General features: G+C 35.4%; 11 protein-coding genes. 1 reads left to right on the top strand and 10 read right to left on the bottom strand.

What is annotated here, in order from left to right:
* Positions 1–51: 51 nt before the first annotated feature.
* The 5 genes from ACFSAH_RS01625 to gcvP all read right to left on the bottom strand — a co-directional run bounded on the left by ACFSAH_RS01625 (position 52) and on the right by gcvP (position 8,502).
* Complete coding sequence (locus tag ACFSAH_RS01625; RefSeq protein WP_379660938.1) at positions 52–459, bottom strand: response regulator; 408 nt, start codon at positions 457–459, stop codon at positions 52–54.
* Between the two features lie 329 nt (positions 460–788).
* Entirely contained in the window at positions 789–2,474 is a 1,686-nt protein-coding gene (locus ACFSAH_RS01620) for an ABC transporter substrate-binding protein (RefSeq protein WP_379660937.1), read from the bottom strand.
* 123 nt (positions 2,475–2,597) lie between these two features.
* Entirely contained in the window at positions 2,598–3,182 is a 585-nt protein-coding gene (locus ACFSAH_RS01615) for a YceI family protein (protein ID WP_379660936.1), read from the bottom strand.
* A gap of 98 nt (positions 3,183–3,280) precedes the next feature.
* Positions 3,281–5,494 carry an ABC transporter substrate-binding protein gene (locus ACFSAH_RS01610; protein WP_379660935.1) on the bottom strand — a complete coding sequence of 738 codons (2,214 nt, stop codon included), beginning with the start codon at positions 5,492–5,494 and terminating at the stop codon, positions 3,281–3,283.
* 137 nt (positions 5,495–5,631) lie between these two features.
* Positions 5,632–8,502 (bottom strand): aminomethyl-transferring glycine dehydrogenase, encoded by a 2,871-nt coding sequence (gcvP, locus tag ACFSAH_RS01605; protein WP_379660934.1) that lies wholly within the window; start codon positions 8,500–8,502, stop codon positions 5,632–5,634.
* A 247-nt stretch (positions 8,503–8,749) separates the two neighbouring features.
* Here gcvP and ACFSAH_RS01600 point away from each other — a divergent pair, with 247 nt between their 5' ends.
* A complete protein-coding gene (locus ACFSAH_RS01600; protein ID WP_379660933.1) occupies positions 8,750–9,286 on the top strand; it encodes a hypothetical protein in 537 nt (178 codons plus the stop codon).
* Positions 9,287–9,356: 70 nt separating this feature from the next.
* Here ACFSAH_RS01600 and ACFSAH_RS01595 read toward each other — a convergent pair whose 3' ends face one another.
* The 5 genes from ACFSAH_RS01595 to ACFSAH_RS01575 all read right to left on the bottom strand — a co-directional run bounded on the left by ACFSAH_RS01595 (position 9,357) and on the right by ACFSAH_RS01575 (position 17,756).
* A complete protein-coding gene (locus ACFSAH_RS01595) occupies positions 9,357–10,079 on the bottom strand; it encodes a pyridoxine 5'-phosphate synthase (protein WP_379660932.1) in 723 nt (240 codons plus the stop codon).
* Between the two features lie 293 nt (positions 10,080–10,372).
* Positions 10,373–11,536, bottom strand: coding sequence for a hypothetical protein (locus tag ACFSAH_RS01590; RefSeq protein WP_379660931.1), 1,164 nt, complete (start codon positions 11,534–11,536; stop codon positions 10,373–10,375).
* Between the two features lie 190 nt (positions 11,537–11,726).
* Positions 11,727–13,247, bottom strand: a complete 1,521-nt coding sequence (odhB, locus tag ACFSAH_RS01585) for a 2-oxoglutarate dehydrogenase complex dihydrolipoyllysine-residue succinyltransferase (protein WP_379660930.1) — start codon at positions 13,245–13,247, stop codon at positions 11,727–11,729.
* 28 nt (positions 13,248–13,275) lie between these two features.
* Positions 13,276–16,071 carry a 2-oxoglutarate dehydrogenase E1 component gene (locus ACFSAH_RS01580; protein WP_379660929.1) on the bottom strand — a complete coding sequence of 932 codons (2,796 nt, stop codon included), beginning with the start codon at positions 16,069–16,071 and terminating at the stop codon, positions 13,276–13,278.
* Positions 16,072–16,448: 377 nt separating this feature from the next.
* A complete protein-coding gene (locus ACFSAH_RS01575) occupies positions 16,449–17,756 on the bottom strand; it encodes a DASH family cryptochrome (protein WP_379660928.1) in 1,308 nt (435 codons plus the stop codon).
* Between the last annotated feature and the right edge of the window lie 109 nt (positions 17,757–17,865).

Here is a 17,865-nt window from a genome sequence, read left to right as displayed (position 1 = left end):
ATATCCTCTTTTAGACGAAGAACTCCTAGAAGCACTAACTTTGCTATTTCTCTAATATCCGAGGCTATTATATAAATCTTTTATTTTATCTGTGGTAAGTGGCTTAGATATAAACTTATTTACAGTTGTAAAGGTTTGTGACTTAGTTATATCATCATTATAAACAGAAGAAGACAACATGTTTATCATAATTCTCTTCTTAATACTATTTTTTATCTTTTCAAATTCCTCTAAAAACTCCCACCCGTTCATTACAGGCATATTTATATCCAAAAAAACAATATCTGGTAATTCTTCCTCTTTATGAATACGTGAAGCTAAGAAATCTATCCCCTCTTTACCGTTTAAACAAATAGAGATATGAGCAACCGGATGTATCTTATCGATCAACTTTGCCGCTATGAAATTGTTTATTTCGTCATCATCAATAATCAATATGTTCAAAACTTCATTCGTCATTCCTCTCTATTTTCGGATATTTCTCTTTAAACGGATATTTCTTTTAAAAGTTTTATTTTTTTATTCGGATAGATTTATTGCTTTACTAAAATATACATAACCATATCATATATTGATAACTAAAAAAACAATAAATTGTTGTTTGACAAATCAGGAACTTAGCCCTACAATCACATATAATTTATTTATAATTAGTTATTTTTTTTAATTCAACTTCTATTAGAACTTGGCACGATATAGGAATTAAGAATGTTTTTTAATAAAATATTTTTTAATTAATCTTAATGTATTTTTTTAAAAAATACATTAAAAAAACAAACTTATTTATATTATTTTGAAGTGGTTACGTTAACCAATTCTTCTAAAGCGATTTTTAAACGATTAATGGATGTTTTTATCTTTTGCACAATATCGTGATTAGCATCTGTGTCTTTGGCTTTAAAATCATAGAAATCGATTAAGCATTCCAGATTAACAATAGGTGCCCGAAGATTATGAGATGTGATATAGGCGAACTTTTCAAGCTCCGATTTACTCGCCTCCAACTCTGCTGACAATTTATCAAGACGTTCTTTCTTTTTCTTTACTTCTGATATATCTATGACCATACCAGTAAAAACCATTGGGCGATTGTCCTGATCGTACTTTCTGGCTTTTATAGTCAATTGTCTCCACTGATAATACCCATCTATTTTAAGACATATTTCTTCGGAAAAACTATCGGGAAGTAAATCCAGAAAGAGTTCAAACTTGGGTAATAAATCAGGATGCAACATGCTTGCAAAATCCTGGATAGATTTATTCTCTTGATCACATATTCCGAAAAGTTCATATTTTCCAGTCTTAACATCCCACTCCCAAAGAATAATCCCCGCATTTTCGAGAATCAACTTTATACTTTCTTCATTAAACCTGCTTTTATTACCAACCTGAGCAGACCTTTCTTTTTCTTTAGCAAGACGCCTTCGGGTAACTGCATTACATATCATAAAAAACAATGCAAACAATGCCAAAACAGATACAATGTAAATTGACCATTTCGCATGTTTTAATTTATGCTGATCTGGAAAGTAAAGCAAATCATCTACATTTTTGCGAACATTAGGAACACCTATCAAAGACAATTGCTTCATTATAAACTGCCACCTGCCTCTATTCATGTGTCCTATCTCTACCAAATTAGGTCTTATCAGCCCCAACATAACCTGATATTCTTGTTTAAGCAGCTCTTCGTCTACACCCCTCTCCTGTACTCCTGGAAGGCTCAAGATATATTCAATCATCTCGTCTGGATTTTGAAGAGCGTATTCCCATCCTTTTAAAGATGCGCGGGTAAATCTCTCAACCCTATCTGGATTATTATCTATTTCATTTTCCGTTGTAGCCAATATATCTCCATAAAGATCAATTCCATAATCCGATGGCTCTATGGTAATTATATCTACTTTTTGTCGTTCAAAAAGATAAGGGACCACAGTTTTATAGCTTACTATCGCATCTACATCGGGTGCAGAAAGAAACTTATTTCTGTCATAAGGGACTATCTGGACCGAGTCTGGTGCTATTCCTTCATTAAACAAAAGAGATTTAACAATAATCTCTCCCATTTCTGCAGCCATAATTTTTTTCCCAGACATATCCGTAGCTCTGGCTACCTTCCGTTCTTTGGTACTGATAATAACATAAGGAGAATGCTGAAAGATACTAGCCAGAACTTTCACTTTTTTACCTGACATATAATCAGGCATAACATCACTGGCCAAAACGCCGTATTGGGCTTCTCCTGACAACATCTGATCGAGTACTTTATATTTTTCATTGTGCTCTTTAATATTTACATTTAACCCCTCCTCTTTATAAAATCCTTTTTTTTGCGCAGCATAATAACCGGCAAATTGAAACTGATGCTTCCATCTTAATTGCAGTACTACTTCATCTTCCTGTGAATACGCATTTTCACTCAGAGAAGACAATAGAAATACCAGCAATAACAAAAAGCTACGGAAGAAAATCATCACGAAGTTTTAATAAATGTCAACTAAACTATTTAAAAAAATCGAAATTTCAATAATACTTCTTATAAACTAAAAAAGCCCGCATTGATATGCGGGCTTTAAAACTCATGTACTGATTGCTAATTATTTCTTAGCTACTATACTGATATTCAATTCAAAATCATTATCGATTGCTTTATCTCCCAAGCTATCAAAAAAGTTTTTTGACCCATATTTTATATCATATTTTGTTCTGTCTATTTTCACGCTTTTTGCGGTTGCTGTAAGTACACCATTGTTAACTTTAACAGTTGCTGGAAAAGACAACTCCTTGGTAATTCCTTTTATAGTTAAGTTACCTACTATGTTTTGTACTCCCTCTACATTTGCTTTTCCTAATTTGGTAATTACAAATTTTGCTGTTGCAAATTTATCTGTTGCAAAGAAATCTTCATTTTTAAGGTGACCTTCTAATTTCTCTGCCCATTCACCTTGCAAATCGGTAGTTTTAATAGAAGTCATATCTATAATGAAATTCCCCCCTTTTAATGCTCCATTGTAATTAACTGATCCAGATCCAAACTTCAAAGTTCCCGTATGAGCTCCCGTCACTTTACGCCCTATCCACTCGATAGTAGATTTTTCTGTATCTAATTTATAAACCTGTGCTTTTGCTGTAAATACTGTAAATACAGCGATTAAAGCTATTAGTGATGATTTTACTTTCATTTTTATTTTCTTTGTTATGTGGCACAAACATAAACACAAGAAATAGATGTTACAACATCTATATATGAAATAAAAAACTAATTACATTTATTTGACAGTTAAACTTTCTTCAAAAATGCTATTGTAAACGCAGTTCCTACACCTACTTCACTCTCTACAGTTATTTTCCCTGATAAAGATTCTATTTGAGATTTAACTAAAAACAATCCCATTCCTTTCCCTTCTATCTGAGGTTCGAACCGCTGATATAATTCAAACAAGCGGTGTTTATTTTTCTTAAGGTCTATACCTATCCCATTATCCGTAATCTTCAGGTATACATAATCATGGTCTTCAAAGGTAGAAACATTTATACAGAGACTACGCCCTTCCATTCTATATTTTATAGCATTAACTACCAAGTTCAGATAAACACTTTCTAAATATACCCTTGAATAAGTAAGATTACTCACCTGAAAATCTTTGACTATAAGAGGCGAAACTCTTTCTAAGTCTACCTTAATAGAATTACAGGTATCTTCAAAAACTAAATTAAAATCCAAAGTAGAAAATTCAGGAGTTTCATTCGCTGAACTTGATATAATCTCTATCAGATCATTCAACGTATTACTCAACCTGTTTACAGATAAATCCAGGTTATCAAAAATCAACTTATTCTCCTTTTGCAACTCTCGACTATCAAACATCTCCATTAAAGAAACTATATTGACGACTGGTGCACGCAAGTTATGGGAAGTGATATAGGCAAATTTTTTAAGTTCCCGGTTTTTCAACATCAATTCCTCTGATAACTGCCGCAATACTTGTTCATGTTTCTTAATATTATCTATATTAACAACTACCCCCGAAAGCTTCTTGATCTTTTTTCCTCCAACTTTAATTATCCTGAAAGAAACCAATACATTAATATCTCCCCCTCCTTCTTTGAGCAAACGCAGTTCGTACATGCTCAATCGTTTTAATTCTACCCGACTTGTATTAAAGGCCTTACGTAGAGCAGGAATATCCTCTGGATATATAAAATCAAAAATATTTTTACGCATAGGCAGCTTAGATGGATCTATTCCCAACAAGAAACACCACTCTTTGCTTAATGTAAATTCATGGGTATTTACATTCCATTCCCACAAACCAATATTAGCACTTTTCATGGCAAGCTTTAATCGCTCTTCACTTTGTCTGGCTGTTTTTTCTGCTATTTTTCTACTTTCTATCTCAATCTGTAACTCTTTGGTTTTTTTGTCCACTGTTTTTACCAGACGCCTGTTCCAAATAAAAATAAGTAACAACAAACTAGCTCCTAATGCGGCACTAATGATGATAATTAAACTAACCCGTTCCCAATCTAAATCGTTCTTCTTAAAAATAAGACCTTCTATAGATGCTGTAGGAGAGACCATCTTTAGTTCTTTGTAAACATCTAACATATTTTGAAACCGACCTATATTAATATGTCCAATTTCCACCAGATTAGACAAAATAAGTTTTTCCGTTTCTTTGGCCTCAAATTCCAGATTATCCTGTGTTATACCTCTCTCTTTAACACCTGGAAGCGCAAGGATATATGCAATCAATTCTTCTTTATGATGTAATGCATACTCCCAACCTTTAGCACTTGCCCTGTTAAATGCCTCTACTACTTCAGGATTTTCTCTGGCATAGTCTTTTGTGGTAAAAATTAAATCTCCATAAAAATCCAACCCGTAATCTCTGGGACTAATCAGAAAAACATCATGTCCTGTTTTGGTAAACTGATAAGGTTCTGCTGTAGAATAGGCAGATATAGCATCCACCTTTCCTGCAATCAAATCTTTGTTATTCCATGAATGCTTTAGTAATTTAACAGAATCTAATTGCACACCCTCTCTAAAAAACAATGCTCTTAGTAAAAGCCACCCCTGATCATTAGAAACCATTACCCGCTTCTTATATAAATTAGCCGGGCTGCGTATTCCTGATTGCTTTAGAACCATAAACACATAAGGCGTATGCTGGTAGATTACAGAGGTAACCACAACAGGTACTCCTCTTATATAATCATATAAAATATCCGCTCCGGTTACTCCAAAATCTGCATGTCCATTAACTACTTCTAATAAAGGCGATTTATTGATATTTCCCTCTATAAGATCTACATCCAAACCTTCGTCCTTATAAAAACCTTTAATTTTGGCTGCATAATAGCCTGCAAACTGAAACTGATGATACCATTTTAATTGCAGATCTACTTTTTTAGAGGATTGCGCTGAAAGCGAAAGACTAAAGCCTTGTGATAAAAAGCAAGTTAAAAGAAAAGATACGAAGCTTTTCATGGATTTATTTCTGCACATGCAATGTACACAAAAGCATTCAAATAAAGAACAGTTATCCTGAGTTAAAATATATTCTATTTATGAAATTTTAGTCAAAAAAAATCCCGACAGATTGAACTCTCGGGATTTTTTGATTCTTATACATATTCTTCTATTGGTGGACACGAACAAATCAAAGTTCGGTCTCCGTATGTATCATTCACACGTCCTACTGACGGCCAGAATTTTGATTTTGAAACATAAAGTAGCGGAAATGCAGCCTCTTCTCTTGTATAATCATAACTCCAATCACTCGCAAGTATTTTTGCTACTGTATGAGGTGCATTTTTCAACACATTATTGTCTTTACTAGACTCTCCTGCTTCTACTTTATTAATCTCTTTCCTGATAGAAATCATTGCATCACAAAAACGATCCAGTTCTTGTTTTGGTTCAGATTCCGTAGGTTCAACCATTAAAGTTCCTGCTACTGGAAATGAAACTGTTGGAGCATGAAAACCATAATCCATCAAACGTTTGGCTATGTCGGCAACCTCTATACCAGAGTTCTTGAATTGTCTGCAATCTAAAATCATTTCGTGAGCACAACGTCCATTTGCTCCTGAATATAATACAGGGTAATGTTGCTCTAACCGAGATTTAATATAATTAGCATTAAGAATAGCATGTTTGGTTGCATCCGTTAAACCTTCTGCTCCCATCATGGCAATATAAGCATGAGATATCAATAAGATCAGTGCAGAACCAAATGGCGCTGCCGATACTGCATGTATTGATTTTTGCTGCGCGATATCTACCACACTATGTCCCGGCAAGTACGGAACCAAGTGCTTTGCCACTCCAATTGGCCCCATTCCCGGCCCTCCTCCTCCATGAGGAATACAGAATGTTTTATGTAAATTCAGATGGCATACATCAGCTCCAATAGAAGCAGGAGAGGTTAAACCTACCTGTGCATTCATATTAGCTCCGTCCATATAAACCTGACCTCCATTTTCATGGATAATGTCACAAATTTCTATAATAGATTCTTCGAAAACACCATGTGTAGAAGGATAAGTCACCATTAAACAGCTTAAATTTTCCTTGTGCTCTATGGCTTTATCTTTTAAATCTTCTACATCTATATTTCCCCTCTCATCACATTTCACTACTACTATTTTCATACCTGCCATAGCTGCAGATGCAGGGTTTGTTCCGTGTGCTGATGCAGGAATTAATGCCACATTTCTATGTGCATCTCCTCGATCATAATGATAAGCTCTAATAACCATCAAACCTGCATACTCACCTTGCGCACCAGCATTGGGTTGCAAACTCATCTGTGCAAAACCTGTAATTTCACTTAACCATTGGTTTAGCTCATTGATAACCTCCATATAGCCGCCAGTTTGATCTATTGGCGCAAACGGATGTAAATTGCTAAACTCCGGCCAGGTAATAGCTACCATTTCTGAGGTCGCATTAAGTTTCATTGTACACGATCCCAAGGCTATCATAGAATGACATAAAGACAAATCTTTTGCTTCTAATGATTTAATATACCTTAACATTTCATGCTCTGAATGATAACTTGTAAATACCGGATGAGTCAGGTATTCCGAAGTACGTTGTAAAATCTCTGGTATGTTGGTTCCTATATTTTCCTTTATATCCTCAAGATCTATATCATTCAAGGTTTTACCCTTTACTTTTGCAAAAAACCTAACCAGGGTTTCTACATCCTGTAAGGTTGTTGTTTCGTCTATAGAAATAGTAATTTCCTCTCCTTTATAATTAAGGTTCGATTCATTATTCAAAGCTTCGGCATGTAACGGGCCCACCAGATTTCCTACGTTAAACTTTAACGTATCAAAAAACATGGTGTTTTCCTGTTTATAACCCAGCTTTGTTAATGCATCTGACAATAATACCGCTAAAGAATGTATTCTTGTAGCTATTGCTTTTATTCCGCTTGCCCCATGGTATTGTGCATACATCCCAGCCATAATGGCCAAAAGTGCCTGCGCTGTACATATATTGGATGTAGCTTTATCTCTCCTGATATGTTGCTCCCTGGTTTGCAGTGCCATTCTTAAGGCATAATTACCTGCCGAATCTATAGTTACCCCTATAATTCTTCCAGGCATAGAGCGTTTGTAAACTTCTTTTGTTGCAAAATAAGCTGCATGTGGTCCACCAAATCCCATTGGAATTCCAAACCTTTGTGTAGAACCAACTACAATATCTGCTCCCCATTCTCCCGGAGGAGTTAACAATGACAAGCTCATTAAATCAGCAACAACAGTTAGTTTTACGTTTTTAGCATGTGCCTGTTCTGCAAAGTTACTATAGTCATAGATCTCACCGTCTCCTGCCGGATATTGTACTATAGCTCCAAACATATCATCTGTTAGCGCTACCAATTGATGATCGCCTATCAACAGGTTTATTCCATAAGGCTCCGCTCTCGTTTTTAATACGTCAATAGTTTGAGGATATAACTCTTCCGACACAAAAAATGTATGTGCGGCAGCATTTTTCCTAAGGCTATACTGCATAAACATAGCCTCTGCTGCTGCTGTAGCTTCGTCCAACAAAGAAGCATTAGCTATTTCCATACCTGTAAGGTCAGAAACCATGGTTTGGAAATTCAATAAAGCTTGTAAACGCCCTTGTGCAATTTCCGCCTGATAGGGGGTATATTGTGTATACCATCCTGGATTCTCCAATACATTCCTTTGAATAACGCCTGGAGTAATTACCCCGTAATATCCTTGTCCAATATAGGATTTGAATATTTTATTTTTAGATGCTGTTTGTTTTAATGCGGCCAAATACTCAGCTTCACTTTTCGCCTTGGGCAGGTTCAATTTCTTTTTCAATCTGATATTTTCCGGCACCGTCTCATCAATTAACTGATTTACCGAACTCACCCCAATAACCGATAAAATTTCTTGTGTATCAGATTCGTTTGTAGCAATATGTCGCTTAGAAAACTGTTCCTGATAATCTGCGTTAAGTTTCATTGAATATCTGAATTTTTCGGGCAAAAATAGCTAAAATAAAACGCTTTAAGTAATTCGTATTTTAAAAAACTGCTTATATAATCAAGGTTTTACGTTGGCCCGAAAAAACGGACAGAAGTTTCAATCTTATATTTTTAAAACAGCACTGATAGCCAAGGTGTTAAATAAATAAATTTTCACAAAAAACATGTATTAAAGTAAAATACTTTATATTACTTTTGTAAAATATTATTTAAACCAAAAAAAAATGAGAACTCACAAAAAACATTCTATCCTGGGATTAATGGTTATAGCTTTTATAGCACTAACCTCATGCAGTAAAATAAAAGATGCCATTCAAGCGGATGTAGACATCCCTGCAGGAACAATTAATATTGATATCCCAAAAATTGAAACTACTGGTGAACAGAAAATTGCCGGTACTGATAATATTTCTGCTATTGACTTAAGTTCATATTCCGGAATAAAAAGCGTAACACTAAAGTCTATCAAAGTTGAATTAAAGGAACAAAATCCGGATGTAAACTTTAAAGTTTTAGAAAAACTATCTGTTGAAATAAGTTCTGCCGGGTTAGAATCAAAAGTTTTAGCCAGCGTTACAAATACTGATTATTCAACTAACAAATATTCTATTGATATTCCTGTAACAGGGGGAAACATTAATATTCAAGATTTCGTTAAAAACACATTTAGCTATACCATTAAAGGGAAAGCACACAGCACAACCAATACACCTATGCCTGCTAAATTAACAGCAGTATATACTGTAAAATTTGGACTTTAATCAATAAGCTATAAAACAAAAAAGCCTGAATTTAATTCAGGCTTTTTTGTTTTATAGAACTTTCTGGTATCTATCCTTTTCTTAATTGATACAAATATCTCTGGATAGTATTCTCTAAACCTAAATACAATGCATCACAGATTAAAGCGTGACCAATACTCACTTCTAACAGGCCGCTGATATTATCTGCAAAATATTTCAGGTTTTCTAAATCAAGATCGTGTCCCGCATTTAACCCTAGATCTAACTTATTCGCTAATTTAGCCGCCTCTACATACGGCGCAATTGCCTGCTCCCGATCTGCTTTATACCCCGTAGCATAGGCCTCTGTATAAAGTTCTATTCGGTCTGTCCCAGTTGTTTTGGCTGCCTCAACCATTTCCAATACCGGATCTACAAAAATAGAAACCCGGATACCTGCTTCTTTAAAAACACCAATTATATCTTGCAGGTAAGACTGATGTTTTATAGTATCCCAACCATGATTTGAGGTTATCTGCCCTAAAGCATCGGGAACTAAAGTTACTTGTGCGGGTTTATTGTCTAAAACCAGTTTTACAAACTTTTCTTCCTGACAATTTCCCTCTATATTAAATTCTGTTTTTATTGCAGCTTTAACATCATAGACATCCTGATAACGAATATGACGCTCATCCGGACGTGGGTGTACTGTTATCCCCTCGGCACCAAAACGTTCACAATCTAAAGCTGTTTTTAAAACATCAGGGTTATTTCCCCCTCTCGAATTTCTTAGCGTCGCTATTTTGTTAATGTTTACTGAGAGTTTTGTCATTACTAAAAAATATTCTTTTTAAATATTGGTTCCTATGAAATAAAATATAACAAGCCATATCAATCCCTTAATCAGGAAAAATAGAAAACCTAAAAAGCCTACCTTTTTTAACCAGGATACTATTTTTGCTTTCTGTGCTTGTCTGTTTACTTCTTTCATTATCCTTATCTTATCGCTAATTTAGACAAAATAAAAATAATACTTACAGGGATGATTTTGTTTTACTATTAAAAGATATAATCTTATTACTCAATCTGTTTTACCCAAACTTACTTACATTTTACACAAATATGTTACAGCATCGGATAACGTTCAAACTCTTTTGTTCTATCAAAAAGATATCTGTAAGTATGGTGCGTTTTATAAACACGCCCTCCAATTTGTTCTGCCACATTCATCATCTTCGGATTAAAGTCTCCAATCCAATTCATCTGAAAATCTTTATAAAATACTTTATCAGTATCTTGAATGGTTTCTGCTGCTTTAACAATCATAGCAACTTCAACACCTTTTCTCTGGTGTTCGGGCGTAATACCAAAGACAATACCATACATTGTTTTGTTAGTACCTCTCCATTTATGATAAAGCAATTTAAGTTTACCTATCCAATCCAGTTTTCCGTTAACATGTTTGAATAATTGGTTGAGCTCAGGAATACTCACAAAAAAACCAACACACTCACCTTTGTAATAAGTAAACCATACTATTTTCTCATCCAAAATTGGTCGTAACTGGTTCATAATTACCTTAGCCTGTGCTAAACTCATTTCCTTTATCCCGGCATGTTTTACCCATGCTTTATTATATACAGTTCTGAAATCTTCTATATATTTCGCTAGATTTTTCAGTTTGATATGTTCAAATGTGTAATCAGGGTCCTGAAATATACGATTTGCTTTATTAAGGTACTTGTCGGCCAATTTATCTCCAACCTTCCTATAATAGGTAAATTGCTTAAAATACAGCTGAAAGCCATACTCTTCAAAAAAATCCTGATAATATTTCGGATTATAGTTGCAACAGTAACAGGGTTCATAAAAACCATCTACAAGCAAACCCCACCACTTATCTCTTTCTCCAAAATTAATAGGGCCATCCATTGCTTCCATATCTTTATCTTCCAACCACTGTTTAGCAGTATCAAAAAGTAAAAAAGCTGCTTCTTTATTCTCTATACACTCAAAAAAGCCTAAACCTCCTGTAGGCTGATCATAAGTATTTAATGTTTTTCTATTAATGAACGCTGCAATTCTACCAATCACATTATGGGAAGAATCTCTTAACAGCCACCTTTCGCACTCTCCATGCCTAAAGTACTTATTCTGCTCTTTATCAAAAACAAACTGAATATCTTTATCTAAAGGCCTTATATAATTTGAATCTTCTTTATAAAGCTTTACCGGAAATTTGATAAACTCTTCTGCCGTATGTTGGTTTGAAACTTTCTCTAGATACATATAAAGCCAAAATTAAGAATTAAATAGGGATTCTTCGCTCAAAAGCTATTGAAAATTACCTGATTATTTAAACGGGAAATATGGTTTCAAATAAGATATTACAAAAAGTATTGGTTCGCATCCCGTAAAGCAAAAAACCTCCGAATTTAAAATATCCGAAGGTTTTTTATTATGATTTCAACAACTTATTTTAAACTCCCAATAGTAATCTTGCCGGGTCTTCTAATAGCTGTTTTACTCTTACAAGAAATCCTACCGACTCTCTTCCGTCTATTATTCTGTGGTCATAAGATAATGCAAGGTACATCATTGGTCTGATAACCACCTGTCCATTTTCTGCCACGGGTCTTTCCACAATATTGTGCATTCCCAAAATAGCGGATTGCGGCGCATTGATAATCGGTGTTGACATCATCGAACCAAAGATACCACCGTTAGTAATGGTAAAATTCCCTCCGGTCATTTCTTCAATACTTAACTTATTATCTCTGGCTTTGGTTGCCAAGTTAATTACCTCTTTTTCTATTCCAGCTAAAGATAACTTATCTGCATTTCTAATCACCGGAACAACTAAACCTTTAGGTGCCGAAACTGCAATTGAAACATCTGCAAAATCGCTATAAACAATCTCATCACCGTCTATTTTTGCCCCTACAGCAGGAAAATCTTTCAATGCTTCGGTAACTGCTTTGGTAAAGAAAGACATAAAGCCTAAACCTACTCCGTGTTTTTCTTTAAAAGAGTCTTTATATTTTTTTCTAAGCTCCATAACTGGCGCCATGTTTACCTCGTTAAAAGTGGTTAACATAGCTGTTTCATTTTTAACTGAAACCAAACGCTTAGCTATTGTTTTTCTTAACGACGTCATTTTCTCACGACGTTCATTTCTATCTCCACTTGCAGCAACATTTGATGTCGTTACTGCTGGTGCAGAAGTAGCAGTTTTTTGAGGAGCACTTACCTGTGCTTTGTTAGCATCTTCTTTTGTGATACGACCATCAACTCCTGAACCCTGAACAGCTTTAGGATCAATTCCTTTTTCAGCTAATATTTTAGCTGCTGCCGGTGATGGAGTTCCATCTGCATAACTTGAAGATCCTGTTTTAGGAGCAGACTCTACCTGAACTTCTTTTGGTGCTGGAGTAGCACCTCCTGAAGTTGCTCCTGCTGCAATAGTAGCTACTAAAGCTCCTATTTCCAAAGTATCACCTTCTTTAGCGATGGTAGTTAATACTCCCGCAGCTTCAGCAGGTAATTCAAAAGTAGCTTTATCTGATTCCAACTCGGCAATAACTTCATCCATTTCCACTTGCTCCCCGTTACCTTTAATCCATCTGGTTAAAGTTACTTCTGCAATAGATTCGCCTACCGAAGGAACTTTTAGTTCTACGGTTTTAGCTTCTCCCTGAACTGGCGCTGATGTTTCTTTTTGCTCTGTTGTAGGTGCCTTTTCTGCTTTAGTAGTAGTTGCTGCTCCAGAATCATCTATCTTAGCTACAACAGCACCTATTTCTAAAGTATCGCCTTCTTTTGCAACCGTGGTTAAAACACCGGCACTTTCTGCTGTTAGCTCGAAAGTAGCCTTATCTGATTCAAGCTCTGCAATAACTTCATCCATTTCTACCTGATCTCCATCTGACTTTATCCATTTTGATAAAATCACTTCTGTGATGGATTCTCCTACGGCAGGCACTTTTATTTCTAAGCTCATAATACGTTATATATGTGATAATATAATACTATTTAGTTTTTCCTTTTTTTACTGTAGCCGATTCTTTTTTGGCACCATCTACATCAAATACTTTTGAAATAATTTCATTCTGTTCTGCCGCATGTTGTTTTGCAAAACCTGTTGCCGGACTACTGCTTGCTCTTCTTGAAATTACCTCAAAATTAAATTCCGATTTTCTGAATACACGGCAAATAAAAGGCCAAGGTCCATTATTTTCAGGTTCTTCCTGTACCCAATAAAATTCTGCCTGTTTATATTTCTCACGAAGTGCGTTCAGCTGTTCAAATGGAGTAGGATAAATTTGCTCTAACCTAACTAAAGCAACATCTTTTCTATTATTCTTTTCTCTTTCTTCCAGCAAATCGTAGTAGATTTTACCAGAACAGATTGCTACTCGTTTTACGTCTTTTGCTTTTACACCTGCGTCATCTATTACCTCTCTGAATTTACCTTTTGTAAAATCTTCTAAAGGCGATACACATTTAGGATTTCTCAATAAAGATTTTGGAGAGAAGTTAATCAACGGTTTACGGATATCTCTTTTTAACTGTCTGCGTAAGGCATGGAACAGTTGAGAAGGCGTAGAACAATAAGTTATTTGCATATTGTCCTCCGCACACAGCTCTAAAAAGCGTTCGATCCTTGCCGAAGAGTGCTCCGGTCCTTGCCCCTCATAACCATGTGGCAACAGCATTACCAGCGCATTTCCTCTTTGCCATTTTGTTTCTGCCGAAGAGATGTACTGATCTATAACAATCTGCGCTCCATTAGCAAAATCGCCAAATTGTGCTTCCCAAATAGTTAATGAATACGGATTTGCCATTGCATAACCATATTCAAAACCTAATACTCCATATTCCGAAAGGTGAGAGTTATATATTTCAAATGACCCCTGTCCTTCTTTTATATGATGTAATGGTGTGTACTCTTCTTCTGATTTTTCTACACGCAGAACCGCATGTCTGTGTGAAAATGTTCCTCTCTCCACATCCTGCCCGGAGATCCTTACTCTTCTTCCTTCGTTAACTGTAGTTCCATAAGCCATTAACTCTCCCATTGCCCAATCAAATGATTTTTGTTCAATCATTTTCTTTCTGTCAGAGAACAAACGGTCTACCTTAGAAAGGAATTTTTTATCGGTAGGAAGTGTAGTAATCTTATTAGCTATTTCTACAAATGTTTTCTCGTCTACACTCGTATCCGGAGATTCCAGAAAATCTTCTTTGGTAGACAATCGTAATTCGCTCCAAGCACCGGAATATGTTGGATTTACAGGAGCTCCCGGATCTTCTTTAGATTCGTTTAAGCGCTCTTGTAACAACTCCCTAAACTCTTTATCCATTTGTTTTGCCAGATTGGCATCTACAGTTCCCTGAGCTTTTAATTTATCTACATAAATTTCTCTGGGGTTAGGGTGTTTTTCGATCTGCTTATAAAGCAAGGGTTGTGTAAACCTTGGCTCGTCAGACTCGTTATGCCCATATCTTCTATAACAAAGAATATCTATAAAAACATCGTTATGAAAACGCTGACGATATTCTACAGCCATGTTAATAGCATAAACTAATGCCTCTACATCATCTCCATTGACATGGAAAACAGGTGATAGCGTTACTTTTGCTATATCTGTACAGTATGTCGAAGATCTGGCGTCTTTATAGTTAGTCGTAAAACCTATTTGATTATTGATAACCAAATGAATAGTACCACCTGTAGTATATGCATCTAATTTAGACATTTGTAATACCTCATAAACCAAACCTTGTCCAGCCACAGAAGCATCACCATGTATAACAATAGGAGCAATTCTAGTGTAGTCTTTTCCATATTTCATATCTGTTTTAGACCTTGTAATACCTTCTACTACGGCAGCTACAGTTTCTAAATGCGATGGATTAGGACACAAACTCAAGTGTACCTTTTTATTGGAAGAAGTTTCTACATCGGTTGAAAAACCTAAGTGATATTTAACGTCACCTCCAAATGGAAGATCTTTATTATACTTTCCTTCAAATTCAGAGAATACATCTTTATAGGTTTTCCCCATGATGTTTGTTAAAACATTTAAACGCCCACGGTGAGCCATACCTATTGTAAACTCTTCAATACCTAACTCTGCTCCTTTTTCAATTACAGAATCCAAGGCAGGAATCAGGGCCTCTGCCCCCTCAAGAGAGAATCTTTTTTGTCCTAAGAACTTAGTTCCTAAGAAGCTTTCGAAAACAACGGCCTGATTTAATTTCTGAAGAATTCTTTTCTTCTTCTCTACATCAAATTGCGGTTTGTTTCTCGACAGTTCCATACGCTCCTCAAACCACTTAAACTTAAGCGGGTTACGCATGTACCTATATTCAACACCGATAGACTCACAATAAGTCTCATTCAGCAGTTGATAAATGTCACGAAGCTTTGCCGGACCAAGCCCCAATTCTACTCCCGCATTAAACACGGTATCTAAATCTGCATCACTTAATCCAAAAGTCTCCAGTTCTTTGCCAGGGTAATATTTTCTTCTTTCCCTAACCGGATTGGTCTTGGTAAATAAATGCCCTCTGGTTCTAAAACCATTGATCATGTTAAGTACATTAATTTCTTTTAAAACATGATCTGGAGTTGCCCCAGAAATAACCGGTTGAGGTACGTTACCATCCTGATCTGATTGCAAACCAAAATCGAACCCTTCAAAAAATTTTTGCCAGCCGAAATCTACTGATTGTGGATCTTCTTTATAAGATTGGTATAATGAATCTATATATGCTGAGTCTGCGTTACTTAAATATGATAAACTATCCATTTCGTCCATACTCTGTTGGTTTGGCAAAAGTATAAATTACGTTTGTAAACCACCAATTTAAAGTGTTAAAATACTATATTTTCAGGTGCCCTTAGTGTATTTTTAAAAAGTATTATGTTTTTATACTTTTTATTGACAAAATAACACCTAAAATGTTTGAACGATGTATAAAATTATATCTGGTATACTAATAAGTACGACTTATGGGATAGGTAACAAAATTATTATTAAATAGGTGAGGATGAATTTAAATAAGTGAAGACATATTTTATCCTAAAACCAAGACACTTTGATATTCCCTTATCAAAGACAAAAACAATTTCTTATATCTAAATAAAGTTGTATAACACCTCAACAACCAATAGAATGAATCTTTTTATTTTCTCCTAAGAAAGTTCTGTAAGCTCGGTGAGCCAGGTTTTGATATACTCTCCTCTAGGATCTGATTCTTTAGATTGCTTTTCTATATCCAATATCGGTTTTATTTCTTTCTGCGGAGTGCCTATACCCGCAAACAAAGACCAATTGCCCCAATTACTGGCAGGAGCATAATCTATTAACTTTTCTTCAAAATAAGCCGCCCCATAAACCCAGGGAAGATTCAACTGGTAAATAAAATAGGATGCAACCAACTGTCTTCCTTTATTAGCTATAAATCCTGTTTGGTTAAGTTCATGCATATTGGCATCTATAATTTCGACCCCTGTATTGCCATTGCACCACTTCTGATAAAGCTCTGTTTGAGCTTCATTAAGAACAAGCTCGGCCTCATTATCTATAAAATAGGCTGTACTGTGTTTTTTGAACATAAACCGAAAGAAATCCCTAAACAACAACTCATTAATCATCAGACTGATGCTATCCGCAGCACCTCTTTCACGTTCGTATTTTTTCAGTTCCCAGTACACTTCCCGTGGCGAGATACATCCTAAAGACAGCCATGGCGATAATTGGGAACTATAGTTAAATCCGGTTAATAAGTTTCTTTTCTGCTTATAATTACGAAGGTCTTCTGTTTTCCACAAATAATTATTCAGTCGCTTAAGACCTTCTGTCTCTCCGCCTTTCATAGCTTCTTCCTGACTCTCTACCATATCATCGGTGAAGCCAAGGTCGGCCAGATTGGGTATCTGCGTTTCTGTTAAGCCTTGAGGAATGTTTATCCTGTCGGGTGTTGCAAAAAGTTCTCTAATCTCGCCTTCACGTTCTACTTTTTTTCTGAACTTCGCAAATAAATCAGGAATATCTTTTATCGGGAAAGGCAGATCTTCTTTGTGGTAAAGCGTATGACCTATAAAATGTTTGAGGTTAATCTGTTGCTTCCACAGCGCATCTTCAACCGCTGAGGATATATCTGTTTCTTCTGAAGCTACTTCTCGATGATGATAGACTTCATCTACTTTGTATTGCTTAACAAGTTCTGGTAATATTTCTTCAGGAATTCCTTTAAATACTAAAAGGTCTGCACCAAGATTTTTTAATGATGATCTTAAATCAGAAACACTCTCTATCGTAAACTTCGCCCTCAAAACACCTGTCTTTTTTGTGCCAAAAGGAGTCTCTGTGTAATACCTCGGATCAAAAATATAAACAGGAATTATTTGCGAGCTTTTTAACGTAGCCTCTATCAATATTTCATTATCGTGAATGCGTAAATCATTCCTAAACCAAACTAATATTGTTTTACTCGCCATACCAAGAAGAAATCAGTAATATTTTATTAACGAAACGCAATTTGGCATTAAATTCTGCTATTTAGACAAAATAAAAATAATTTTTACGCCAAACAAACATATCTCCTAC

It is taken from the genome of Pseudopedobacter beijingensis (assembly GCF_042678145.1).
GTDB lineage: Bacteria > Bacteroidota > Bacteroidia > Sphingobacteriales > Sphingobacteriaceae > Pseudopedobacter > Pseudopedobacter beijingensis.
The sequence above is the reverse complement of the archived record's forward strand: the minus strand, read 5'-3'. Positions and strand labels throughout refer to the sequence as shown.